23 protein-coding genes are annotated in these 24,209 nt (G+C 68.8%); 13 read left to right on the top strand and 10 right to left on the bottom strand.

Annotation, left to right across the window (positions count from 1 at the left end; all coding sequences use genetic code 11):
* Positions 1-92: 92 nt before the first annotated feature.
* Together DVW87_RS17770 and DVW87_RS09085 are read right to left on the bottom strand one after the other, a co-directional pair.
* Positions 93-404, bottom strand: coding sequence for a hypothetical protein (locus DVW87_RS17770; RefSeq protein WP_147276242.1), 312 nt, complete (start codon positions 402-404; stop codon positions 93-95).
* Between the two features lie 234 nt (positions 405-638).
* Positions 639-1,721, bottom strand: coding sequence for a PA0069 family radical SAM protein (locus tag DVW87_RS09085; RefSeq protein WP_114687473.1), 1,083 nt, complete (start codon positions 1,719-1,721; stop codon positions 639-641).
* 110 nt (positions 1,722-1,831) lie between these two features.
* Between DVW87_RS09085 and DVW87_RS09080 the strand changes: the two genes are divergently transcribed.
* Positions 1,832-2,344: a YbjN domain-containing protein gene (locus DVW87_RS09080; RefSeq protein WP_114687472.1), complete on the top strand. Its 513-nt coding sequence runs from the start codon at positions 1,832-1,834 to the stop codon at positions 2,342-2,344.
* 141 nt (positions 2,345-2,485) lie between these two features.
* Here DVW87_RS09080 and DVW87_RS09075 read toward each other — a convergent pair whose 3' ends face one another.
* Complete coding sequence (locus tag DVW87_RS09075) at positions 2,486-2,773, bottom strand: hypothetical protein (protein ID WP_114688160.1); 288 nt, start codon at positions 2,771-2,773, stop codon at positions 2,486-2,488.
* 2 nt (positions 2,774-2,775) lie between these two features.
* The gene (locus DVW87_RS09070) at positions 2,776-3,768 is read right to left on the bottom strand and encodes a glycerophosphodiester phosphodiesterase (protein ID WP_114687471.1); all 993 of its coding nucleotides are present in this window, start codon (positions 3,766-3,768) and stop codon (positions 2,776-2,778) included.
* Positions 3,769-3,899: 131 nt separating this feature from the next.
* Here DVW87_RS09070 and DVW87_RS09065 point away from each other — a divergent pair, with 131 nt between their 5' ends.
* The 6 genes from DVW87_RS09065 (at position 3,900) to DVW87_RS09040 (ending at position 11,549) form a co-directional block, all read left to right on the top strand.
* Positions 3,900-4,421 carry a 2Fe-2S iron-sulfur cluster-binding protein gene (locus DVW87_RS09065; RefSeq protein WP_114687470.1) on the top strand — a complete coding sequence of 174 codons (522 nt, stop codon included), beginning with the start codon at positions 3,900-3,902 and terminating at the stop codon, positions 4,419-4,421.
* Positions 4,418-5,395 (top strand): FAD binding domain-containing protein, encoded by a 978-nt coding sequence (locus DVW87_RS09060; RefSeq protein ID WP_114687469.1) that lies wholly within the window; start codon positions 4,418-4,420, stop codon positions 5,393-5,395. The genes DVW87_RS09065 and DVW87_RS09060 overlap by 4 nt, the downstream gene beginning before the upstream one ends.
* A 3-nt stretch (positions 5,396-5,398) precedes the next feature.
* Positions 5,399-7,645, top strand: coding sequence for a xanthine dehydrogenase family protein molybdopterin-binding subunit (locus tag DVW87_RS09055; RefSeq protein ID WP_114687468.1), 2,247 nt, complete (start codon positions 5,399-5,401; stop codon positions 7,643-7,645).
* Positions 7,646-7,655: 10 nt separating this feature from the next.
* Positions 7,656-9,872, top strand: a complete 2,217-nt coding sequence (locus DVW87_RS09050) for a xanthine dehydrogenase family protein molybdopterin-binding subunit (protein ID WP_239017835.1) — start codon at positions 7,656-7,658, stop codon at positions 9,870-9,872.
* 137 nt (positions 9,873-10,009) lie between these two features.
* Positions 10,010-10,933: an XdhC family protein gene (locus tag DVW87_RS09045; protein ID WP_114687467.1), complete on the top strand. Its 924-nt coding sequence runs from the start codon at positions 10,010-10,012 to the stop codon at positions 10,931-10,933.
* Positions 10,920-11,549 carry a nucleotidyltransferase family protein gene (locus tag DVW87_RS09040; protein ID WP_114687466.1) on the top strand — a complete coding sequence of 210 codons (630 nt, stop codon included), beginning with the start codon at positions 10,920-10,922 and terminating at the stop codon, positions 11,547-11,549. Before DVW87_RS09045 ends, DVW87_RS09040 begins: the two co-directional genes overlap by 14 nt.
* Positions 11,550-11,558: 9 nt before the next feature.
* On the opposite strand, the gene DVW87_RS09035 is transcribed toward DVW87_RS09040, so the two are convergent.
* The 5 genes from DVW87_RS09035 to DVW87_RS09015 form a co-directional block, all read right to left on the bottom strand.
* Complete coding sequence (locus DVW87_RS09035; RefSeq protein ID WP_114687465.1) at positions 11,559-12,767, bottom strand: ABC transporter permease; 1,209 nt, start codon at positions 12,765-12,767, stop codon at positions 11,559-11,561.
* Positions 12,767-13,138, bottom strand: a complete 372-nt coding sequence (locus DVW87_RS09030; RefSeq protein ID WP_239017834.1) for an endonuclease domain-containing protein — start codon at positions 13,136-13,138, stop codon at positions 12,767-12,769. Before DVW87_RS09030 ends, DVW87_RS09035 begins: the two co-directional genes overlap by 1 nt.
* A gap of 85 nt (positions 13,139-13,223) precedes the next feature.
* Positions 13,224-13,949 (bottom strand): ABC transporter ATP-binding protein, encoded by a 726-nt coding sequence (locus DVW87_RS09025; RefSeq protein WP_114687463.1) that lies wholly within the window; start codon positions 13,947-13,949, stop codon positions 13,224-13,226.
* Complete coding sequence (locus DVW87_RS09020; protein ID WP_114687462.1) at positions 13,939-15,333, bottom strand: efflux RND transporter periplasmic adaptor subunit; 1,395 nt, start codon at positions 15,331-15,333, stop codon at positions 13,939-13,941. Before DVW87_RS09020 ends, DVW87_RS09025 begins: the two co-directional genes overlap by 11 nt.
* 4 nt (positions 15,334-15,337) lie before the next feature.
* The gene (locus tag DVW87_RS09015) at positions 15,338-16,780 is read right to left on the bottom strand and encodes an efflux transporter outer membrane subunit (RefSeq protein WP_114687461.1); all 1,443 of its coding nucleotides are present in this window, start codon (positions 16,778-16,780) and stop codon (positions 15,338-15,340) included.
* 157 nt (positions 16,781-16,937) lie between these two features.
* On the opposite strand from DVW87_RS09015, the gene DVW87_RS09010 reads away from it, so the two are divergent.
* The 3 genes from DVW87_RS09010 (at position 16,938) to DVW87_RS09000 (ending at position 21,419) form a co-directional block, all read left to right on the top strand.
* Positions 16,938-19,472: a penicillin-binding protein 1A gene (locus DVW87_RS09010; RefSeq protein WP_114687460.1), complete on the top strand. Its 2,535-nt coding sequence runs from the start codon at positions 16,938-16,940 to the stop codon at positions 19,470-19,472.
* 91 nt (positions 19,473-19,563) lie between these two features.
* Positions 19,564-20,691: a peptide chain release factor 2 gene (gene prfB, locus DVW87_RS09005; RefSeq protein ID WP_114687459.1), complete on the top strand. Its 1,128-nt coding sequence runs from the start codon at positions 19,564-19,566 to the stop codon at positions 20,689-20,691.
* A complete protein-coding gene (locus tag DVW87_RS09000; RefSeq protein ID WP_114687458.1) occupies positions 20,688-21,419 on the top strand; it encodes a class I SAM-dependent methyltransferase in 732 nt (243 codons plus the stop codon). The genes prfB and DVW87_RS09000 overlap by 4 nt, the downstream gene beginning before the upstream one ends.
* 1 nt (position 21,420) lies before the next feature.
* On the opposite strand, the gene DVW87_RS08995 is transcribed toward DVW87_RS09000, so the two are convergent.
* Complete coding sequence (locus DVW87_RS08995; protein ID WP_114687457.1) at positions 21,421-21,810, bottom strand: JAB domain-containing protein; 390 nt, start codon at positions 21,808-21,810, stop codon at positions 21,421-21,423.
* Positions 21,811-21,919: 109 nt separating this feature from the next.
* Between DVW87_RS08995 and DVW87_RS08990 the strand changes: the two genes are divergently transcribed.
* Genes DVW87_RS08990 through DVW87_RS08980 form a run of 3 tightly spaced genes read left to right on the top strand, consistent with a single transcriptional unit; the run spans position 21,920 to position 24,150 of the window.
* The gene (locus tag DVW87_RS08990) at positions 21,920-22,714 is read left to right on the top strand and encodes a thymidylate synthase (protein ID WP_114687456.1); all 795 of its coding nucleotides are present in this window, start codon (positions 21,920-21,922) and stop codon (positions 22,712-22,714) included.
* Positions 22,715-22,721: 7 nt separating this feature from the next.
* Positions 22,722-23,180 (top strand): dihydrofolate reductase, encoded by a 459-nt coding sequence (locus DVW87_RS08985; RefSeq protein ID WP_114688158.1) that lies wholly within the window; start codon positions 22,722-22,724, stop codon positions 23,178-23,180.
* A gap of 40 nt (positions 23,181-23,220) precedes the next feature.
* On the top strand, positions 23,221-24,150 hold the full coding sequence (locus DVW87_RS08980; protein WP_114687455.1) for a bifunctional riboflavin kinase/FAD synthetase: 930 nt from the start codon (positions 23,221-23,223) through the stop codon (positions 24,148-24,150).
* Positions 24,151-24,209: the final 59 nt, after the last annotated feature.

The following is a 24,209-nucleotide window of genomic DNA, read 5'->3' as shown; positions in this document are numbered from 1 at the left end:
GACAAGGATACTTCAGCGACCATCCTCCATCATGAGGAAACGTCTGCTTTCGTCCATTAGCGGCCGTTCTGCTTACGCCCAATAGCGGACGTTCAGCTTTCGAGAACGGGATAGCGGTAGGTGAAGGTTTGCTTCTCCCGCCGAACTGGCGAACGGGCGTCCAGCGTCTCAATGGCTTTCGCCCACTCAATGAACTGTGGGATACCCTCGCTCTCAATGGCCGCCCTAATGAAAGACGCCTCTTTGGATGGCACGGCTTTGCTGCTCACCCATATCAATTCGCCCTCTTCCCCGGCCCATGATCCGTCTGGATAGAATTGTGCCTTTAGTGTTGGATCGAACTTGTCCCACCGGGTGACCGTAACCGGCAGAGCCAATCCGGCCGCACCGATTGCATCTGCCAACGAAGTTGGCCTCAAAGGGTGGCTGCGGCCCTTCGGCAACCTTTCTGTTCGTGACTTCATAGCCCTAGATTGGCTGTCACAGGAAAGAGCGTCAACGTCCGCTTCCCACCCAACAACTGTCATCCCGGCGTAGGCCGGTATCCATCGTGCCGCAAACCTCGCAGCTTCTTATCTGCGGAACCGTGGACTCCGGGACAAGTTCGGCGTGAGGCCGGGCGCAAAGCCAGCCGTCCCTCAGAACAACTCCCCCTGCGGCCCCGCCGGTGGCCGGAACAGGTCGGTGCGCAAGGCCATGCGGCGGTGCTCCAGGCCATGGCGGCGGCAGGCGATGGCGAAGCGCGTGCGCAGCAGGTCGCCCCAGGGCCCTTGTCCACGCATGCGGCTGAAGAAGTCGGGGTCGTTGTCGCGTCCGCCGCGCAACGACTGAATCGTCGCCATCACCTTGGCCGCGCGATCGGGAAAGTGGGTGTCCAGCCAGGCGCGGAACAGCGGCGCGACTTCGTGCGGCAGGCGCACGGGCAGGAAGAACACGCCGCCCGCGCCCGCCTCGGCCGCGGCGCCGACGATCGCTTCCAGCTCCGTGTCCGTGATCTGCGGCACGACCGGGGCGATCGACACCCAGCAGGGCACGCCGGCCTCCACCAGCCGGCGCACGGCCGCCAGCCGCCGACGCGGCGCCGGGGCGCGCGGCTCAAGCGTCATGGCGATGCGCGGGTCCAGCGTGGTGATGGACATGCACACGGCGGCGAGCCCGCGCACGGCATGCGGGGCGATCAGGTCGAGGTCGCGCACGACGCGGTCGGACTTGGTGGTGATGGTGAACGGGTGGCCGAACTCGACCAGCACTTCCAGGCAGGCACGGGTGATGCGCCACTCGGTCTCGATCGGCTGGTACGGATCGGTGTTGGTACCGAACGCGATCGGGCGGCACACATAGCCCTTCTTCGCCAGCTCGGCCCGGAGGAGCGCGGGCGCGTCCGGCTTGGCGAACAGCCGCGACTCGAAGTCCAGCCCCGGCGAAAGATCGTGAAAGGCGTGAGTGGGCCGCGCGAAGCAGTAGATGCAGCCATGCTCGCAGCCGCGATACGGATTCACCGAGCGGTCGAAGCCGACGTCCGGCGACTGGTTGCGGCTGATGATCGTGCGCGGGGTTTCGACGGTGACGGTGGTGCGCAAGGGCGGGGCTGCGCCATCCACCTCCTCCTGCATGTCGAGCCAGTCTCCATCGGCGTCGCGCACCGGCAGCGCAAAGCGGCTGCTTTGCCGGTTCAGCGTGGCGCCGCGATGCGGGCGGGGAGGAGGGCGAGACTCGGCCATGCGGACAACCTACTCCCTTCGCCAGAACAAAAACAGAACGAATAGGCGATTGCCGGACCGCCGGTCGCTCGCTAGCCTGTGCGCCTAGACAGAACCGGGGGGTTACGAGAATGCGCACCTTGTTGCGGCTGACCATGGCGGCCGGCCTGTTGGCGAGCGGCACGGCAATCGCGCAGGACCGGGTGGTGGACACCGGATCGGTCAAGTCGATGGCGACGCTGTTGCAGGAAGCGGGCTACAAGGCCGAGATCAAGAAGAACAAGGAAGGGCAGGACTATATCGTCAGCGGCAGCAACGGCGCGTCGTTCCAGATCCTGTTCTACGACTGCAAGGCGGGGAGTTGCGGATCGTACCAGTTCTTCAGCTGGTGGAAGAAGGCGCCGTACTTCAGCGACGCGCTGGTGAACGAATGGAACCGCGACCATCGCTTCCTGAAGGTGGCGATCGACAGCGAAGGGGACCTCAGCGAATATGCGGACGTTTCCGCGGTCGGCAAGCAGACCTATGCCAACTTCGTCGACCTGATCGAATGGTATTCCAGCGCCGATGCGGAGCTGGGACGGTTTCTGAGCGAAAAGGAAGCCGCGGCGGGGAAGACGGCGCCCGCGCCGGCCAGGTCGTGAGGGCGGCGGCTGCGTCGCGATCGCCGGGGATGGAAGCAGCAGCTGCCGCGAGGCGGTAACGGCGGATCGCCCCTGTGCGGCGGTGCCGGAACGCCATGTTCGACCGGCGCCACGCCCTGGCCGGGCGCGGGCTCACGAAGCTTACCGCTCCGGATAGCCGGCGCGATAGCCCTGATAGGTGGAGGCGCAGTCCTCGCGGCCTTCCTTGCGGCATTGCTTCAAGGCCTTCTTGCGCTCGCGGCCTTCCCTGGCCTCCTGCTTGCGCATCTTGCGGCCGTAATTGCGGTCCGCCTCGGACTGGCTGGTGGTGGCCCAGTCCACGGCCTGGCTGCCCGCCCTTACCGGAAGGGTGGCGACGTTCCAGGCCGTCTTGGCGACGCAACCGCCCGCCAGGAGGAGAAGGCAGCCGAGAAGCAGGAACTTGCGCATGGTCACTCCGCGTTTCTGGCAGCGACGCCGATATCGGGGAAATCGGTGAAGAAGCCGTCCACCCCGGCCTTCAGATACGCCGCGATTTCGTCCGAAAGACGGCCGTGCGCCCGCGGGTCCATGCCGCTCCACAAATGTTTGGGCAGGAAGAAGTTCTCGGCGCGGAACGTCCAGGGGTGCACCCGCAGGCCGGCCCGGTGCGCGTCGGCGATCAGCGGGGCGGGCGAGGGCTCGGCGGCGCGGATCATGTCCTTGTTGGGGCCGATCCCCCAGGCATAGCGCGCGATCTCGCGCAGGCCCGCCGGGGTTGCCATCCCGGCATAGCTTTCGGCCGCGCCATCGGCGGGCGCGCCCTTGGCGTCCATCAGCTGGATCAGGCGAACCTTCGTGATCCGGTGGAGGTGCTGGAGGTTCTTCACCTCGAACGACTGGATGAAGACCGGCGCCCCGGCCGAGTTCCAGCCGGCGGCCTGCAGCTCCGCCACGAGGCGATCGTCCGTCGGAAGGCCGATGGAGGCGAAATAGGTCGGGTGCTTGGTTTCCGGATAGACGCCCACGCCATGTTTTTTGGCCAGCGCGATCACCTCGGCAAAGGTGGGGATGGCGAACTGGCCGTCATGGTGCCGGTTGTCCGGCCGGAGCATCGGCAACCTCTCCCTGGCGCGCAGCGTCTTCAGCTCGGCAAGGGTGAAGTCCTCGGTGAACCAGCCGCTATGCTGCTCGCCGTCGATCGTCTTCGTCGTCTTGCGGGCGGCGAACTCCGGATGATCGGCCACGTCCGTGGTTTCGGTGATGTCGTTTTCGTGCCGGGCGACGAGATGGCCGTCCTTCGTCGGCACGACATCGGGCTCGATGAAATCGGCGCCCTGCTCGATCGCCAGCTCGTAGGCGGCGAGCGTGTGTTCCGGCCGATAGCCGCTGGCTCCGCGATGCGCGATCAGGACCGGCTTGGAGAGAGCCGGGGAGAGGGGTGGGGCGGAAAGCGGCTCGGGCATGGCGGCTCCTTGCAGGCATAGCGCAAGCGCGCCGGTGATAACGGATCGCAACAGGAACGCGGGCCCGCGACCCGCATTGAGGCTGGAGCGAGCCTTACGTTCCTCAATGACGTCAACCAACGGGGCACCCCATGCATTTCACCATCAACGGGCAGGCCTATGATGCTGACCTGGACATCCGCACCTCGCTGCTCGATCTGTGCCGCGAGCATCTCGGCCTGACCGGCAGCAAGAAGGGCTGCGACCACGGCCAGTGCGGCGCGTGCACGATGCTGGTGAACGGCCGTCGCATCAACTCCTGCCTGACGCTCGCCGTGATGCATCAGGATGACGAGATCGTGACAATCGAGGGGCTGGGCACCCCGGAGAACCTGCACCCGATGCAGGACGCCTTTGTGCGGCACGACGGCTATCAGTGCGGCTATTGCACCCCGGGGCAGATCTGCTCGGCGGTTGGCATGCTGGACGAGGTGAAGAAGGGCTGGCCGAGCCATGTGTCGGGCGACCTGACCTCGGCGGCGCTGAGCGACGAGGAGATCAGCGAGCGGATGAGCGGCAACATCTGCCGCTGCTCGGCCTATCCCAACATCGTGGACGCGATTTCCGAAGTAGCGGGCCTGACGCCCGCCGAGCGCGAGGTGGCCGGGGCATGAAGACCTTCACCTACACCAAGGCGCAATCGCCCGAGGCGGCAGTTGCCGAGGCCGGCGAGGGCGTGCGCTTCATCGCTGGCGGCACCAACCTGCTCGACCTGATGAAGCTGCAGGTGATGACGCCGGACAAGCTGGTCGACATCAGCCGGCTGGACCTCGGCCGGATCGAGCAGCGCGAGGATGGCGGGCTGACCATCGGCGCGCTGGTGCCGAACAGCGACCTGGCGGCCGACCGGCGGGTGATCGACGGGTACCCGGTGCTGAGCCGCGCCCTGCTGGCGGGTGCTTCCGGCCAGCTGCGCAACAAGGCGAGCACCGGCGGCAACCTGCTGCAACGGACGCGCTGTTATTATTTCTACGACACGGCCACTGCCTGCAACAAGCGCGAGCCGGGCAGCGGCTGTGCGGCGATCGGCGGCTTCAACCGCATCCATGCGATCCTGGGCGCGTCCGACAAGTGCATCGCCACGCACCCCAGCGACATGGCGGTGGCGATGCGCGCGCTGGATGCGACGGTGGTGACGCTGAAAGGCGATGGCGATCGGCGGCGCATCTCGATCCACGATTTCTACCGCCTGCCGGGCGACACGCCCGAGATCGAGAACGTGCTGGAGCCGGGCGAGCTCATCACCCATGTGGAACTGCCGGGCCCGCCGCAAGGCGAGCAGCTGTACCGCAAGGTGCGCGACCGTGCGTCCTATGCCTTTGCGCTCGTTTCGGTGGCGGGCGTGGTGAAGGTGGAGGACGGGAAGATCGCATCCGCCGCGCTCGCCTTTGGCGGGCTGGCGCACCTGCCGTGGCGCGATTTCGAGATGGAGGCGATGCTGGTCGGACAGGCGCCGTCCACCGCGCTGTTCGAGGCGGCGGCCGACAAACTGCTGGCCGGCGCGCGGGGCCATGGCTCCAACGACTTCAAGATACCCCTGGCGCGCCGCACGCTGATCGCGTGCCTGCGCGACCTGACCGGAGTTTGACCGATGCTGGGCCTGGGCGACAAGCACACCAACAGCCTGACGATGGACCAGCCGGTCCCGTCGAGCCTGCTCGACACGGGCGCGCAGAACATCATCTCCAAACCGCTGCCGCGCTATGAAGGCGCCAAGAAGGTGTCCGGCACCGCGCGCTATTCGGCCGAATTCACCGCCGAGAACATGGCCTACGGCGTGCTCGTCGGTGTCGGCCATGGCTCCGGCACGGTGACGGGGGTGGATGCCGATGCGATCCGCGGCCTGCCGGGCGTGATCGACGTGGTGACCGACTTCAAGTCGTTCCTGCGCAATGCCGGGCAGGGCGGCGAGACGAAGGCGCCGACGCAAGGCGTGGAAGAGGTGGCCTATTTCGGCCAGTTCGTCGCCATCGTGCTCGGCGAGACCTATGAGGCGGCGCGCGGCGCGGCCTTGCAGTTGCCGCTGACGGTGGAACCGGCCGAGGGCCGCTTCGATTTCGACGCGCTGAAGGGCGAGACGGACACGCCGCCGCCCAACAACATCCCGGCGCATTATACGCAGGGCGATCTCGACCGCGCCATGGCGGAGGCCCCGCTTACCTTCGACGCGACCTATACCACGCCGAGCCAGAACTCGGCGGCGATGGAGCCGCATGCCTCGCTCGCTTATTGGGACGAGGGCAAGCTGACGATCTACGGATCGTACCAGATTCCGACCAAGGACGCGATCGCGCTCGCCAAGGCGCTGGGCGTGTCGCAGAAGAACGTGCGCATCGTCGCCGAATATGTCGGCGGCGGGTTCGGCTCCAAGCTCGGCATCTCGCCGGAAAGCGCCGCGGCGGCGATCGCCTCCAGGCAGCTTGGCCGCCCGATCAAATGCGTGATGCTGCGCCAGCAGGTGTTCGACGGAACGGTGCGCCGCTCCAATACCGAACAGCGCGTGCGCCTGGCCGCGGAGGCGGACGGCACCCTGGTGGGCATCGGGCACGAGACGCTGTGCGCCAACCTGCCCGACGAGGATTTCTTCGAGCCCGCCGGGATCGGCACGCACTCGCTGTACAAGGGCGAGCACCGCGTCATCACGCACGATCTGGTGCGGGTGAACCTGACGCTGTCCGGCTCGATGCGCGCGCCGGGCGAGGCGGTGGGCATGCTGGCGATCGAAAGCGCGATGGACGAGTTCGCCGAGCAGCTCGGCATCGATCCGATCGAGCTGCGTCGGCGCAACGATCCGGACAAGGACCCGGAAAAGGGCGTGCCTTTCTCCTCGCGCCAGCTGACGCGCTGCCTGGAAGTGGGCGCGGAGCGGTTCGGCTGGTCCAAGCGTCAGCCCAAGGCGACCCGCCGCGACGGCGAATGGTGGGTCGGCCTGGGCGTCGCGGCGGCGACGCGCAACAACCTGCTGGAAAAGAACGCGGCCAAGGCGCGGCTCAATGCCGCCGGCCACCTGTTCGTCGAGACGGCGATGACCGATATCGGCACCGGCAGCTACACGGTGCTGGCGCAGATCGCCGGTGAGGTGATGGGCCTGCCGTTCGAGCGGATCACGGTGAAGCTGGGCGACAGCGAGTCGCCCGAATCCTCCGGTTCCGGCGGCTCCTGGGGGGCGTGCGGCTCCGGCTCGGCGGTGTATCTCGCCTGCGAGGAGATCCGCAACCAGCTCGCCAAGAAGCTGGGGGTCGATCCGGACGCGATGACGCTCAAGGACGGCATGGCGATCGCCGAGAATCGTTCCACCCCGATCGGCGACCTTGCCGGCGAGGGGATCGAGGCGACCGGCGAAATCAACCCGGGCAAGCAGAAGGACGCGGTGACGCAGGCCTCCTACGGCGCGCACTTCGCCGAAGTGGCGGTGAATGCGGTGACGGGCGAGGTGCGCGTGCGGCGGATGCTGGGCGTGTTCGCCGCGGGGCGCATCCTCAACAGGCAGACGGCGCGCTCGCAGTGCCTGGGCGGCCTGACCTTCGGCATCGGCGCGGCGCTGACCGAGGAGCTGATCCATGACGTGCGCAACGGCAAGGCGGTGAACCACGATCTTGCCGAATATCATGTGCCGGTGAACGCCGATGTGCCGCAGCTCGAGATCGAGTTCCTGGAGGAGCGCGACGTCCATTCAAACCCGCTTCATGCCAAAGGGATCGGCGAGCTCGGCATCTCCGGCGCGGGCGCGGCGATCGCCAACGCGGTCTACAATGCCTGCGGCGTGCGGGTGCGCGACTTCCCGCTGACCCTGGACAAGATCCTGCCTCATTTGCCGGCCGACTTGCCTAGCGCCTAGTCGCGGGTGCATGGAGCCGCTCATGGCGGAAATGGTGATGGACCAGGCCCAGCGGCCTGGCGGACTGGACCGGGCGGAGCAGGGCCTTCTCGGCGCGCCCGTGCCGCGCTGGGAAGGTGCGGCCAAGGTCACGGGCGCGGCGCCCTATGCTTATGAGCAGTCGCCGCCGGGCACCGTGTACGTCGCCATTGTTCCGGCGGCGATCGGGCGCGGGCAGGTGACGGGGGTGGACGCCGGCGGGGCGGAAGCGCTGCCGGGTGTGCTGGCGGTGATCCACGACGACCCGCGCATGCCGGCGGGCGAGGGCAACAGCCGCGCCAAGCCCCAGCCGAACACCGGCCGGGTCTATCATTACGGCCAGGCCGTCGCGATGGTGGTCGCCGAGGATGGGGAGGTCGCCAGGGCGGCGGCGCGATTGGTTCAGGTGCGCTACGAGGAGACGCCCGGCCGCTTCGACGTGGAGAAGCAGGCGCCGATCCGCGAGCACGGCCTGGGCTTCCTGCCGGCGATCGACAAGGGCGATCTCGATGCCGCCATGGCCGCCGCGGAGGTCACGCTGGACGAAACCTACACCACGCCCGTCCACTTCCCCGCCGCCTTGGAGCCGCACGCGACCACCGCCTGGTGGGAGGATGGGCAACTGACGGTGCGCACCAGCAACCAGATCGCCGGCGCCGCGAGAAAGACGATCGCGACGGCACTGGGCATCGAGGCGTCCCGGGTACGGGTGCTGGCGCCGTTCGTCGGCGGCGGGTTCGGCGGCAAGACGGGGGTGGGGCCGGAGGCGGTCTATGCCGCGATCGCGGCCGAGCGGGTCGGCCGCCCGGCCAAGGTGGTGCTGTCGCGCCGGCAGACGGCCTATGTCGCCCATCATCGCAGCCACACGACGCAGCGCATCCGGCTGGCCGCCGGCAGGGACGGCCGCCTCTCCGGTATCGGTCATGAAAGCGTTGCCGCACAGAACGAGATCGGCGAGTTCCTGGAGCCGGTGCCGTTCGGCACGCTGCCGCTCTATGCCGGCGAGAACCGGCGGTTCCGCACCGATCTGGTCCGCGTCGACCTGCCCGCGACGGGGGCGGTACGCGCGCCGGGCGAGGCAGTGGGCACGTTTGGCGTGGAATGCGCGATGGACGAGCTTGCTCATCGGCTCGGGATCGATCCGATCGAGCTGCGGCGCCGCAACGAGCCGGAGGTGGACCCGACCAACGGCAAGCCATTCACCACCCGGCGCCTGCTCGATTGCTACACGCAAGGGGCGACGCGGTTCGGCTGGGAGCGGCGGGATGCCACGCCCGGCTCCGTGCGCGACGGCGAGTGGTTGATCGGCATGGGCATGGCGGCGGCCCTGCGCGGCAACTTCACGGTCGAGGCGCAGGCGCGGGTGCGGCTTGAGGTCGGCGGACGCGCGGTGATCGAGACCGACATGACCGATATCGGCACCGGCACCTATACCATCCTGGCGCAGGTGGCGGGCGACATGCTGGGCCTGCCGATGACCGCGATCGACGTGCGGCTGGGCGACAGCGACTTTCCGGCCAGCGCCGGCTCCGGCGGATCGTTCGGTGCGGGCTCGTCCGCCGCGGCGGTGGCGCTGGCGTGCGAGGACGTGCTGGCGGAACTGGCCCTGCGCATGAACGCGGCGCCCGAGGACCTGCGGCTGAAGGGTGGCCAGGTTAGCGCCGGCGGGCGATCGGCGGCGCTGGCCGATCTGGTGCGCGACAAGGCGGTCGAGGGCCATGGCCGGATGGCGCCCGGCAAGGTCAGCCGCGCCACCAGCCAGGCGAGCCATGGCGCGCAGTTCGCGGAGGTCGCGGTGAACGCCGTCACCGGCGAGATACGGGTGCGGCGGATGCTGGGCGTGTTCGACATCGGCCGCGTGCTGAACCGCCGCACGGCGCAGAACCAGGCGGTCGGCGGCATGGTGTGGGGCCTGGCCTATGCGCTCAGCGAGGACGGGGTGGTGGATACGCGGGACGGGCGCTTCGTGAACCCGGATTTCGGCGAATACCATGTTGCGGTGAATGCCGACGTACCGCAGATCGAATGCGAGTTCATCGAGGAGGTGGATGACGCCGCCAATCCGGTCGGCGCCAAGGGCGTCGGCGAACTGGGCATCTCGGGCGCGGGCGCGGCGGTGGCGAACGCGATCTTCAATGCCACGGGCGTGCGCGTGCGCGACTTTCCGGTGACGCTGGACAAGCTCCTGGCGGGGTTGCCGCCGCTATAGACAATATCGTGCGTTCGTCCTGGCGGGCAGGCTGAGCGGAGCGGAGACTCGTCTCGACGGGCCGGTGAGCGGTGCGTCGAGACGCTGGTTCGACAAGCTCGATGGCTCCTCGGGACGAACGGTGCTGGAGAAGATACATGGCCGATAACGACACCGTGCTTGCCGCCGCCCGCGACTGGAGGGGTGCGCCGCTCGCCCTCGCCACGGTGGTGTCCACCTGGGGCTCGGCGCCGCGCCCGCGGGGCAGCCACATGCTGGTCCATGCCGACGGCCGGTTCGAAGGATCGGTGTCGGGTGGATGCGTGGAAAGCGACATCCTGCAAACCGCGGCGGAAGTGATCGCCGGCGCGCCCTTCCAGGTCCGGCGATACGGCGTGGCCGATGCGGCGGCGTGGGAGGTCGGCCTGCCCTGTGGCGGCGAGATCGAGGTAATGGTGCAGCCCGTGTCGGCCGAGGGCTTCGACCCCGAACTGTTCGACCGCATCGTCGACGCGCGCGAGCGCGGCAAGAGCCTGGACGTGCATACCTCGCTGGAGAACGGCCATTCCGATCTGCGGCCGGGCGAGACGGGCGCGCTGTTCGTCAACCGCTACGATCCGCCGCGCCGGCTGCTGATCGTCGGCGCGGTGCAGATCGCCCAGGCGCTGGCCGGGCTGGCGCGCGAGCTGGGCATCGCGACGGTGGTGATCGACCCGCGCGGCCGCTTCCTCACCGAAGAGCGGTTCCCCGGCGTGACCCTGGACGACCGCTGGCCTGACGAGGCGGTGGCGGCGCTTGATCCGGGGCCGTCCACCGCCGTGGTGACATTGAGCCACGACATCAAGATCGACGATCCGGCTTTGCTGGAGGCGCTCAAGCGTCCGACATCTTATGTCGGCGCGCTCGGCAGCAGGAAAAGCCATGCCGCGCGGCGGGAGCGACTTGCCGCGGCAGGCGTTTCGGCGGCTGATCTGGATCGTATCGATGGCCCGGTGGGGCTGGACATCGGCGCGATCGGCCCTGCGGAGATCGCCCTGTCGATCGCCGCGGCGATGGTGAAGGCGTTCCATGCTGCAGATTGAGCGCACCGTTCTCCTCCTCCTGGCCGCCGGCAAGTCCGAGCGGTTCGGCGATGTCGGGAGCAAGCTGACGACCGAGTTCCTGGGCAAGCCGCTCGGCCTGCACGTGGCGGTCGCGCTGGAGGACCTGCCGTTCCTTGCCCGCCTGGCGGTGGTGGCGGACGAGGCGCTCGACTATGGCGCGCATCGTTTCGAGACGCTGCGCAACGCCGATCCCGCCCGCGACATGGCGAGTTCGGTGCGACGGGGCATCACCCGCGCGCGGGAGCTGGGCGCGGATGCGGTGGTGATCGCGCTGGCGGACATGCCGCGGGTGACGGCGGCGCACATCCAGCGCCTGTTCGATGCGTCGAACGGCGGCGACAGCGTGATCGCCTCCAGCGACGGCGTGAGCCCCAAGCCGCCGGCATTGTTCGGGCGCGACCGCTTCGAGTTCCTCCTCGGCCTGACCGGCGACAGCGGCGCACGGGACATGGTGGCGGCGGGACGGCACGTCGTCACCGCCCCGGCCGAATTGATCGACGTGGACACGCCCGAGGAGCTGCAACGCCTGCAGGAACTGGTCCGCGCGCCCGAAGCGCTCACCCGCCCGCATTCGCGACGGTACCAGCAAGACTGAACGGCCGGGTTATTCGTGCCGCAGCGCGTCGATCGGGTTGAGCGCGGCCGCCCGGCGCGCGGGGAAGTAGCCGAACACCACGCCGATCAGCGCCGAAACGGCGAAGGCCAGCGCGTTGATCTCCGGCACGAACAGGAAGGGCAGGCCGCCTGCCCACGACAGCAGGCCGACCGCCAGCTGCGCGACCAGCAGGCCGATCACCCCGCCCAGCATCGACAGGGCGATCGCCTCCACCAGGAACTGCGTCAGCACCTCGCGCGCGACCGCGCCGATCGCCAGGCGGATGCCGATCTCGCGGGTACGCTCGGTCACCGATACCAGCATGATGTTCATGATGCCGATCCCGCCGACGACCAGGCTGATCGCGGCCACCGCGGTGACGATGCTGGTTAGAAGGGTGGTCGTGCTGGAAAGGGTGTCGCTGATCTGCTTGGTGTCGAAGATGTTGAAGTCATCCTCCTTGCCGCCGCCGATGTTGCGGCGCTCGCGCAGAAGGTCGCTGAGCGCGGCCTGGACGGAGGCAGTGGAATAGGCTTCGTCCACGCCGACCAGCATCAGGCGCACATCCCGGTTGCCGGTGAAGCGGCGTTGCACCGCCTTGATCGGCATCATCACCACATCGTCCTGGTCGCCGCCGAAGCCCGCCTGGCCGCGCGTGGAGAGCACGCCGACCACGTCGCAGCTGATCGCGCCGATGCGGAAGCGGTTGCCCACCGCCTCGCCGCCGCGGAACAGGTTCTGCTTCACCGTGTTGCCGATGATGCACACGGCCTTGCCAGCCTGCTCCTCCTGCGGCGACCATTGCCGGCCCTGCGCCAGCGGCCACGGCTGGACGCGGAAATAGGCCGCGGTGGTGCCGTTGATCGTGGTGGACCAGTTCGCCCCTTCGTAGATCGCGGTGGCGGTGGATTGCGCCTGAGGGGCGACCGCCGTGACGCCGGCGATCTGGTTGGCGATCGCGTCCACGTCCTCCGGCTTGAAGTCGGGCGGACGCGGACCGCCGCCGCCGCGGCCGAAGCCCTGGCCGGGCCGCACCTGGAGGATGTTGGTGCCGAGCGACGCGATGTTCTTCTGCACTTGCGCCGTCGTGGCGCGGCCCAGGGTGACCATGGTCACCACGGCGGCGACACCGATGATGATGCCGAGCGTCGTCAGGAACGACCGCAATTTGTGCCGCGCGATGGAGCGCAGCGCGAGAAGGAGGGTGGTGCCGAACATCAATGAGCTTTCAGCCCCTCCCCTTCAGGGGAGGGGTTGGGGTGGGGGAGGCGCCAGGCGCGGCGCGGCGGGAGGGCAGCGGCGACCTCGACGATGCGCAGGAGAACGCCTTCCATATTGCCCATGGCTTCCGCATTGGTGAATCGCACCGTCGTGAAACCCGCGTCCGTCATGGTCCGGTCCCGACAGATATCGCGTTCCCTTCGATGCGTGTCGCCATCCACCTCGACGATCAGGCCGATCGCCGGGCAAAAGAAATCCGCGATGTAGCGGCCGATCACGTGCTGGCGGCGGAACTTGAGGCCGCGAAGCTGGCTGTTCGAAAGGGCGCGCCACAGCCTTTTCTCGGCTTCACTCGGGTTGCGGCGCATGTGCCTTGCTCGCTCCGCGAGCGAGCCGTTTGGGGCCCCCCACCCCAACCCCTCCCCTGAAGGGGAGGGGCTTGAAGCGTCGCGATCACTCATCGACCTTCTCCCCCGGCCGGTGGTTCGCCTCAATCCGCTCCACCAGGCCGTCCTTGAAGTGCACCACGGTGTGGGCGAAGGCCGCCATGTCGGACTCGTGCGTGACCATCAGCACGGTGATGCCGCTGTTCGCATTGAGATCGGACAGGAGCTCCATGATCTCGACCGAACGCTCCGAATCGAGATTGCCGGTCGGCTCGTCGGCGAGAAGCACGTCCGGCTCCGTCACGATCGCGCGGGCGATGGCGACGCGTTGCTGCTGCCCGCCGGACAGCTCGGCCGGCGTGTGGTCCCACCAGCGGCCGAGGCCCACCTTGTCCAGCGCGGCCATGCTGGCGTCGCGCCGGTCCTTCTTGCTGTCCCCGCGATACAGGAGGGGCAGCTCGACATTCTCCAGCGCGGTGGTGCGCGAGAGGAGATTGAACCCCTGGAACACGAAGCCGAGATAGCGACGGCGCAGCAGCGCGCGCTGATCCCGGTCGAGGCTCTCCACATGGTGCCCACGGAACAGGAACTCGCCGCCGGTCGGCACGTCCAGGCAGCCGAGGATGTTCATGGTGGTGGACTTGCCCGAGCCCGAGGCGCCCATCACCGCGATGAAATCGCGCGCCTGGATGTCGAGGTCCACGCCCTTCAGCGCCTGAAAGGCGGTTGCGCCCTCGCCATAGGTCTTGGTGATGTTCCTGAGGCGGATGAGCGGCTCCGGGTTACTGGCCACGACCCGCCCCGTTCCCGCCGGCACCCGCTCCGCCGCGGCGCTGGCGCTGGCCGCCGCCGCTCCCCTTGTCGCCCGACAGCTGCCCGGTGATGACCTGCATGCCCGGCTTCAGCCCGCCGCCCAGCACCTCGGTGACCTGGCCGTTGGTGTCGCCGGTGGTGATCTGCACCGGGCGCGGTTGGCCGTCGGGCCCCTTGACGTAGACGGTCTGCGTGCCGCCGCGGCCGACCTGCACCTGGCGCTGCGCCCCGCCGCCGCGCCGGGGACCGCGCATGGTGAGCGCGCCGGCCACGCCGCTGTTCTGGCCGATGCCCTCCGCCGTCGGCTTGAAGCGCAGGGCGGCGTTGGGGACGAGCAGGACGTTCTGCTTGTCCGAGGTCACGATGTCCGCCGTTGCGGTCATGCCCGGGCGCAGCTGCAAGGTCGGGTTCGCCACGGAAAGGTCCGCCGCGTAGCTGACCACCTGGCCGGTGGTGCTGGTGGTGGAGGCGCTGGAGGTGGATGCGGTGGCCGCGCTTACCGTCAGGTTGGAGCCGAGATCCACGCGGGTGATCTGTGCGGGAAAGGTCCTGCCGGGGAAGGCGTCCACGGTGAAGTTCGCCTTCTGGCCGAGCTTCACCTCGCCCACGTCCGCCTCGTCGATCGCCACTTCCAGCTTCATCTTGGACAGGTCTTCGGCGATGACGAACAGGGTGGGCGTGTTGAAGGAGGAGGCAACCGTCTGGCCCGGATCGACCTGACGGGCGAGCACCACGCCGGTGACCGGCGACTTGATGACCGCGCGCGCGCGCTGGGTCTGGATCTGGGCGAGCTGCGCCTGGGTGGCGAGCACGGTGGACTGGCTGGCCTTCAGGGCGGCGAGGGCGCGCTGATAGTCGGCGCGGCCGGCCTGAAGCTCGGTGCCGGAGGGCACGCGCCCGCCCGACAGCTTGTAGACTTCCTCCAGGCGCGCGAGCTGCGCCTGCGATTCGGCGACGGTCGCGCGTTGCTGGCCGACCTGCGCGCGGTTGGCGGCGATCTGCGCCTGGAGCTGGCGGATCTGGTCGTCGAGCTGCTCCGGATCGATCAGCGCGAGCGGCTGGCCGGCGACCACCCGGTCGTTCACGTCCACCACGACCTTGGTGACGAGTCCGGACAGCTGGGAGCCCACCGTCACCTGGTTGGTCGGGGCGAGCTTGCCGGTGGCCGACACGGTGACCTGAAGCGGCCCGCGGGCGACCTGTTCGGTCGCATAGCCCTGTGTCGCGGCGGGCGCGAGGAAGTGGCGCAGGAGCAGCGCCAGCAGGATCACGCCGATCGCGACCAGCACCCATTTCAGGTAGCGGCGCCAGCGCGGCACCTGCCGGGTGCCGAGGAATTCGTCGAGGTTGGTATCGGTTGCCATCGGTTCAGTCCTGCGAGGTCGCGCGGGCGGGCACGGAGGCGCGCGCCGGTGTGGCGGTGGGAACGGTTGTGGCATCCCAACCACCGCCCAGTGCGAGATAAAGCTGAACAAGCGCGCTTGCCTGGCTGGCGCGCGCGTCCGCCAGCCCGTTCTGGGCGGACAACAGGCTCGCCTCGGCGGTGTTCAGCGTGGTGATGTCGGTCAGCCCGGTGCGGTACTGGCTGCGGGCGAGGATGGCGGTGTTGCGCGCGGCGTCCAGCGCGACGGCGAACTCGCGCTGCTGGTCCTTGGCGGCCTGCAACGCGGTGAGGGCGTTTTCCACGTCCTCCAGCGCGATGAGCACCACCTGCTTGTAGTTGGCGAGCGCACCCTCCGCGGCGGCGCGCTGTGCCCGCACCCGCGAGCGTGTGCGACCGCCATCGAAGATCAGCTGCGTCAGGCCGGCGAACAGGCCGCCGGTGACGAGGTTGGTCAGCGAGCCGATCGAGGAGGCGGCCGTGCCGATATTGCCGGTGATGTTGAGCGCCGGGTAGAGCGCGGCCTGCTCCACGCCGATCGCGGCGGTGTTGGCGGCAAGCGTCCGCTCCGCCGCGCGCACGTCCGGCCGCTGCCGCAGCACGTCGGCGGGCACGCCGATGCCGCCGGGCTCCTGCCCGACAGGGATCGGCCGGGCGGCGGTCAGTTCGCTGCGCAGCGCGCCCGGCGCCTGGCCGGTGAGAACGCCCAGGCGGTTGATCGCGGCTTGCAGGTTCTGTTCGATGATCGGGATCTGCGCGGCGGTCTGCGCCCGCTGCGCGCGCGATTGCTCGACATCCAGCGAGGAAACGAGGCCGGCCTGCACCCGGAAACCGGTGATTTCGAGGTTCTCGTCCTGCACCCGCAGCGAATCGCGGGCGATCTGCAGGTCGGTCTGCGCGTTGCGCACGAGGATGTAGTTGCGCGCGACCTCCGAGGCGACGGAGGTCTGCACCGTCGCAAGATCGTAGCCGCTGGCGGCGTAGGTGGCCCGGTTCGCCTCCACGTTGCGGCGGATCTCGCCGAAGATGCCGGCCTGATAGGAGGCGTCGGCGCCAAGGGAGAAGTTGTCGCGGTCGCCGACATTGTCGAAGGCGAAGCGGTTGTATCCGGCCGATCCGCTGACGGACGGCAGCGCCGCGCCGCGCGCCTGTGCCAATCCCTCCCGCGCCTGGCGAAGGCGGGCCACGCCTTGCGCGATGTCGAGATTGTTCGCCCTTGCCCGCTCCACGATGCCGGTGAGCAGCGGGTCGTTGAACCGCGTCCACCAGGTCGTGATGTCCGGCAGGGTGCCACCCGGATTGGCAGTGGAATAGCCCGCCGGCACGCCGAGCCCGGCGGAGGAGGGCGGCGCATAATCGGGGCCGACCGCGCAGGCCTGAAGCGGCAGGGCGGTGGCGAGCAGCAGCGCGAGAGGTCGGTTGCGGGCCATGCGTGCCAGTTGAGCAGCGCGGATATGTACGGCAACTTAAATATTGTCGCAGTTTGTCGCGCCTTCCCCCACGCCGGGTGACGCCGCTCACCGTTTCGGGCAGGCGAGGCGAGTGGCTGGCAAGGCGGCCGAACTCTGCTAGGGCGATGCGCTCGACATGCCCAGCGCCGATACCTCCCCCGTCAATTTCAGCATGCCCGACGATCGTGGCCCTGGCTTTGTGCGCCGGCTGTGGGGGCGCTGGTGGATAAAGGCGCTGGTGGTGCTGGCGGCGATCGCGGCGGTCGGCATGGGCTTGCTGTGGCTGCTTGTGGTTCGGACGCTGCCGTCGGTGGATGCGCTGCGACATTACGAGCCGGCCTTGCCCACCAACGTGCGCGGGATCGACGGCACGCCGATCCGCTCCTATGCGCGCGAGCGGCGCGTGCTGCTGGCCTATTCGGAATATCCGCCGCTGCTCGTGCGCGCGTTCCTGGCGGCGGAGGACAAGACGTTCTTCGAGCATCACGGCCTCGATTACCCCGGCCTTGCCCGCGCGGCCTGGACCGGGCTGACGACGGGGCAGACCCCGCGCGGCACGTCCACCATCACGCAGCAGGTGGTGAAGAACCTGCTGGTCGGCGCCGAGGCGAGCTATTCGCGCAAGCTGAAGGAGGCGATCCTCGCCTACAAGATCGAGGACACGCTGACCAAGCAGCAGATCCTGGAACTGTACCTCAACCAGATCGCGCTGGGCCGCAATGCGTTCGGTGTGCAGGCGGCGAGCTATGCCTATTTCGGCAAGGAACTGAAGGACCTCGGCCTTGCGCAGATGGCGTACCTCGCCATCCTGCCGAAAGGCCCAAGCAACTACGATCCGATCCGCCACACCGAGCGCGCGCTGGAGCGGCGCGGCTATGTGCTGCGCGAAATGCTGAAGAACGGCTGGATCAGCCGCGGCCAGTATGACGGCGCGATGGCCGAGGACCTGGGCACCGTACCGCGCCAGACTCCGCGCCGCGAGGTCGAGGGCGCAGGCTATTTCGTGGAGGAAGTGCGCCGGCAGCTGATCGACAAGTTCGGCGAAAAGGAAACGGACGGGCCGTACAGCGTCTATGCCGGCGGCCTGTGGGTGCGCACTTCGCTTGACCCGCGCATCCAGAAATATGCGCAGGACGCGCTGCGTCAGGGGCTGCTGCGCTTCGATCGCGGCCGCGGCTGGAGCGGGCCGATCGCGCACAAGGAAATCACCGCCGAGAACTGGCGCGGGGTGTTCCTCAACACCAACATCGCGCTCGATTACCAGGATTGGCGCGCGGCGATGGTGATCAACAAAAGCCGCGGTGAGGCGACCATCGGCTTTGCCAGCGGGCAGACCGCGACCATGCCGCGCTGGGCCGCGCAGATGCCGGTGCGCAATGTCGGCGGGCAGGCGTTCAACGCCCTGCAAGTGGGCGACATCATCGCCGTGGCGCCGGCTGCGGGCGCGCCGGGCGACTTTGCGTTGCGGGCGATCCCGAAGATCTCCGGCGGCTTCGTGGTGGAGGAGCCGGCGACCGGCCGCGTGCTCGCCATGCAGGGCGGGTTCGACAGCCGGGTGCAGAGCTTCAACCGCGCAACGCAGGCACTGCGCCAGCCGGGCTCCACCATCAAGCCGATCGTCTACGCCGCCGCGCTGGAGAACGGGATGACGCCGGCGTCGATCATCGTCGACGGGCCGTTCTGCGTGTTCCAGGGTGCGCGGCTGGGCAACAAGTGCTTCCGCAACTTTGGCGGCGGCGGTTCCGGCCCGCATACCATGCGCTGGGGCGTGGAGCAGTCGCGCAACCTGATGACGGTGCGCGCCGCGGCGCAGACCGGCATGCCCAAGGTCGTCAAGCTGATGGACCGGATCGGCGTGGGCAAGTACCCGTCCTATCTGTCGTTCGCGCTGGGGGCAGGCGAGACCACCGTCAGCCGCATGGTGAACGCCTATTCGATCCTCGCCAACCAGGGGCGGGGCCACCCCGCGACATTGATCGACTTCGTGCAGGACCGGCATGGCAAGGTGATCTGGCCGGACGCGTGGCGATCGTGCGACCGCTGCAACGCGCGCGACTGGGACGGCAAGGCGATGCCGCGCCCGGTGATCCGCGGGCGGCAGATCGTGGACGCGATCAGCGCCTATCAGATGGTGCACATCGCCGAGGGCGTGATCCAGCGGGGCACCGCCACCGTGCTGCGCGACCTCGACCGGCCGATGTTCGGCAAGACCGGCACCAACTCCGGGCCGACCGATGTCTGGTTCATCGGCGGCACGCCGCAGATGATCGGCGGCGTCTATATCGGGTTCGACACGCCGCGCAGCCTGGGCGGCTCTGCGCAGGGCGGCACGATCGCGGCGCCGATTTTCAAGGATTGGGCGGAAAAGGCCTATGAGGGGCTGCCGAAGCTGCCGTTCCAGGCGCCGGCCGGCGTGCGCATGGTGCGGATCGATCGGGCGTCCGGACGCCCGGTCTATGGCGCGTGGCCGACCAGTGACCCGAAGGCGGGGGTGATCTGGGAAGCGTTCAAGCCGGAAAGCGAGCAACGGCGCGCGATCAAGCGTCAGACGCCCGAGGAGATGATGGCCGCCGCCGCCGCGGCCAGGGCGAAGGCGGCCGCCGCCGCACAGCGGCACAGCGAGCAGCAGCGCGACAGCGACTTCTTGCAAAGGGAGGGCGGGATTTACTAGGCCCGCTCCCTATATCGTGATCGTGTTCGCCATGTCCGTGGCGACGGGCTGTCGACCGACGGCGGCGAGACAAGTTTGAGAGGTTACACCCATGCGCGCCGAAGCGCAGGCTCACGTAGACACCATCAAGGCGGCCCTGTCGCTGCTGCGCCGTTTCCTCGACTGGGACCGCGCGCGGCGGCGGCTCGACGAGCTCAACGCGCGCGTCGAGGATCAGGCGCTGTGGAACGATCCCAAGGCCGCGCAGGAGGTGATGCGCGAGCGTCGCCGCCTGGACGAGGCGATCACCGCCACCCGCGCGATCGAAACCGAGCTGAACGACACCGTCGAGCTGATCGAAATGGCCGAAGCCGAAGGCGACGAGGAGATGGAGCGCGATGCCGTCGCCAGCCTCGGCGAACTCGCCGAGCGCGCCGAGCGCGACAAGGTGAAGGCGCTGCTGGCCGGCGAGGCCGACGCCAACGACACCTATGTCGAGATCAACGCCGGCGCGGGCGGCACCGAGAGCCAGGACTGGGCCGGCATGCTCAACCGCATGTACCAGCGCTGGGCCGAGCGGCACGGGCTGAAGGTGGAACTGGTCGACCAGCATTCGGGCGAGCAGGCCGGCATCAAGTCCGCTACCCTGCTGCTGAAGGGCGAGAACGCCTATGGCTATGCCAAGACGGAAAGCGGCGTGCACCGGCTGGTGCGGATCAGCCCGTACGATTCGGCGGCGCGGCGGCATACCTCCTTCGCCAGCGTCTGGGTCTATCCGGTGATCGACGACAATATCGAGATCGAGATCAACGACGGCGACCTGCGCATCGACACCTATCGCGCGTCCGGCGCGGGCGGGCAGCACATCAACACCACCGATTCGGCGGTGCGCATCACCCACCTGCCGACCGGCATCGTCGTGCAGTGCCAGAACCAGCGTTCGCAGCACAAGAACAAGGCCGAGGCCTACAACCAGCTGCGCGCGCGCCTGTACGAGCGGGAGCTGGCCGAGCGCGAAGCGGTGGCCAATGCCGAGAACGCGACCAAGAGCGACATCGGATGGGGGCACCAGATCCGCTCCTACGTGCTCCAGCCCTATCAGCTGGTGAAGGACCTGCGCACCGGCATCACCTCCACGGCGCCGTCGGACGTGCTGGACGGCGATCTCGATGCGTTCATGGCCGCCGCCCTGTCGCAGCGGGTGACCGGCGAGGCGGTCGAGGTGGAGGACGTGGATTGATCCGCCGCCGGCGTGCTGCAGTGCTGACGGGCGCGCTGGCGCTGCTGGCGCTGGCCGCCTGCGACGGCTCGCAGCCGCTGCTCAAGCGCAAGCCGAAGGAGCCGGGACCGTTCCCGGCGGCGGACCGGCCGGTCGCCCGCATCATCTCCTCGCGCTGGTCCACCGAGGAAGCACGCGACCGGCTGAACGAGGCGGGCGAGGTGATGGACAAGGCGGGCATCGCGCCCGGCATGACCGTGGCCGATATCGGCGCGGGCGAGGGCTATTACACCATCCGCCTGGCCCAGCGGGTCGGCCGCGGGGGCAGGGTGCTGGCGGAGGACATCATGGCCTCCGTGCGCGATCAGCTGGCCGAGCGCGTGGCGCGCGAGCGGCTGGAGAACGTCAGCGTGCGGCTGGGTGCGCCGTCCGATCCGCGGCTGCCGGCAAACAGTTTCGACCGGGTGCTGATGGTGCACATGTACCATGAGATCGAGCAGCCGTATGAATTCCTGTGGCGCATGCGTCCGTCGCTCCGGCCCAGCGGGCTGGTGGTGGTGGTGGACGCGGATCGCCCGACCCGGGACCATGGCACCCCGCCCGCGCTGCTGCGGTGCGAGATGGCGGCGGTGGGCTATGCGCAGGTGGCGGTGAAGGACATGCCGTCCGCGGGCGGCTATCTGGCGACGTTCCGTGCGCAAGGGCCTCGGCCAGAGCCCAAGGCGATCCGCGCCTGCCGCATCGCCTGAGCTAGAGAAGGCCCATCGTGCGAAGGCTGGACCATGCCTCTCCAGCCAGGATCAGGTGGTCGTGCAGCGGCGCTCCGAGCGCCTCCAGCACCCCCGCCAGGCGCCGCGTGGCGAGCAGGTCCCCCTCGCTGGGAACGGCATCGCCGCGCGGATGATTGTGCGCCATCAGCACGCGCGCGGCGCGGAATGCCAGTACGTCCAGCGCCACTGCCCGGATCGACAGCGCGGCGGCGGAAGCGCGGCCGGGTGCGTGGCGCGTCCCCAGCAGGCCCCAGTCGGCATCGAGATAGGCAAAGGCGCTCACTTCCTGCAGGCAGTGTGCCAGGGAGCCGAACAGTGCGCGGGCGAGGTGACTGTCGGTGATGCGCCCCGGCGCGCGCGAGTGGGCCATGCCGTCGGCTATGAGGGGAACTGCGGCGGCGGCCAGCGGGGACGCCTCCATTTCGGAGCCAAGCCGCGCCGTGCTTGGCGGCGCTGCCGGGCGGCGCTACCCTGGCGCGATGCGGCAATATCTCGACCTCATGCAGCGCGTGCTCGATTCGGGGGCACGGCAGATGGACCGGACCGGCACCGGCACGCTGAGCGTGTTCGGCCACCAGATGCGGTTCGACCTGGCGCAGGGCTTTCCGGTGCTCACCACCAAGAAGCTGCACCTGCGGTCGATCATCGTGGAGCTGCTCTGGTTCCTGCGCGGGGACACCAACGTGCGCTGGCTGCAGGATCGCCGGGTCAGCATCTGGGACGAATGGGCCGACGAGAACGGCGATCTCGGCCCCGTCTACGGCAAGCAATGGCGGGACTGGGAAACGGCGGACGGCCGGCACATCGACCAGATCAAGGAGCTGATCGAGCAGATCCGGACGCAACCCGCCTCCCGCCGCCAGATCGTCACCGCCTGGAATCCGGGCGAGCTCGGTGCCATGGCGCTGGCGCCGTGCCATTGCCTGTTTCAGACGCATGTCGCCAACGGCCGGCTGTCGCTCCAGCTCTACCAGCGCTCGGCGGATATCTTCCTGGGCGTGCCGTTCAACATCGCCAGCTATGCGCTGCTCACCCATCTGCTGGCGCAGCAGTGCGGGCTGGAGCCGGGCGAGTTCATCTGGACCGGCGGCGATTGCCACCTGTACCTCAACCATCTGGATCAGGCGCGGGAACAGCTCGGCCGGACGCCCGGTCCCCTTCCGCGTCTGGAGATCGTGCGCAAGGCGCCGGCGATCGACGCGTACGAACTCGAGGATTTCCAGCTGATCGGCTACGAGGCGCAGGCGCATATCAAGGCGCCGGTCGCGGTGTGAGGTGCCGGTGATCACCTTTCACCTGGCGCGGGCCGACAACGGGGTCATCGGGGTGGACGGGCGCCTGCCCTGGCACCTTCCGGCGGACCTTCGGCGCTTCAAGGCGCAGACCATGGGCAAGCCGATGGTGATGGGGCGCAAGACGTTCGAGAGCTTTCCGGCGCCATTGCCGGGCCGCCGCCACATCGTGCTGACCCGCGACCGTTCGTGGCGCGCACAGGATGCAGAAGTGGCGCATTCGCCCGCCGAGGCGCTGGCGCTCGCCGGCGGGGACGTGGCGGTGATCGGCGGGGCGGAAGTGTTCGCCTTGTTCCAGGCGGAGGCGGTGGAGCTGACCGAGGTGCATTGCGCGCCGGCGGGCGACGCGGTGGTGCCGCCCTTCGAGGGGTGGCGTGAGCTCTGGCGGGAGGATCATGCCGCAGAGGACGGGCGCCCCGCCTACAGCTTCGTTCGGCTGGAGCGGTGACGCTCTAGCCGCCCCCGCCGCTACCCGCTAGAGCAGCGCCATGCAGCGGCTGGACGGCAGCGCGCGCGTGCCCGAGGCCTTGCGCGGCGGGATCGTGGCGCTCGGCAATTTCGACGGCTTTCACCTCGGCCACCAGGCGGTGGTCGGCCGCGCGATCGAGCGGGCGCGGGCCGAGGGCCGGCCGGCGATCGTCGCCACGTTCGATCCCCATCCGGTGCGCCATTTCAAGCCCGACGCGCCGTGGTTCCGCCTCACCACGCTGGATCAGCGCGAGCGACTGTTCACGGCGGCGGGCGCGGATGCGATGCTGGTGTTCGGCTTCGACGGTGCGCTGGCCGGGCTGACCGCAACGCAGTTCGTGGAGGATCGGCTTCTCGGCCTGATCGGCGCGGGCGGCGTGGTGACGGGCGAGGACTTCACCTTCGGCAAGGCGCGCTCCGGCGACGTTGGCGTGCTGCGCGCGATGGGCGACGACCGCGGCTTCTCGGTCGATACGGTGGGGGCGGTGAGCGATGCGGGCGGGGTGATCTCGTCCAGCCGGATCCGCGAGGCGCTGCAGGCGGGTGATCCGCGCGAGGCGGCGCGGCTGCTGACGCGGCCGTTCGCGATCGAGGGCGTGGTGCAGCACGGCGACAAGGTGGGGCGCACCATCGGCTATCCCACCGCCAATATCGACATGGGGCATTATCTGCGCCCGGCTTACGGCATCTATGCGGTGCGCGGGCATCTGGAGGACGGGCGGTGGCTGGACGGCGCGGCGAACCTCGGCATCCGGCCGCAGTTCACGCCGCCCAAGGAGCTGCTGGAGCCGTATTTCTTCGACTTTGCCGGTGATCTTTACGGACAGCGGCTGGAGGTGGAGCTGATCGAGTTCCTTCGCCCGGAAGCGAAGTTCGACGGGCTGGAGGCGCTGATGGCGCAGATGGAGGCGGACTGCGCGCGGGCAAGAGCGGCGCTTGCATGCCGCTAATTGGATCCTCCCCTGCAAGGGGAGGTGGCACGCGCAGCGTGACGAGGGGTATACCGGTC

The organism is Sphingomonas aracearum (assembly GCF_003345355.1).
GTDB classification, from domain to species: Bacteria; Pseudomonadota; Alphaproteobacteria; order Sphingomonadales; family Sphingomonadaceae; genus Sphingomonas; species Sphingomonas aracearum.
Note: the sequence above shows the minus strand (reverse complement) of the source record. Positions and strands in the feature narration are given on the sequence as shown.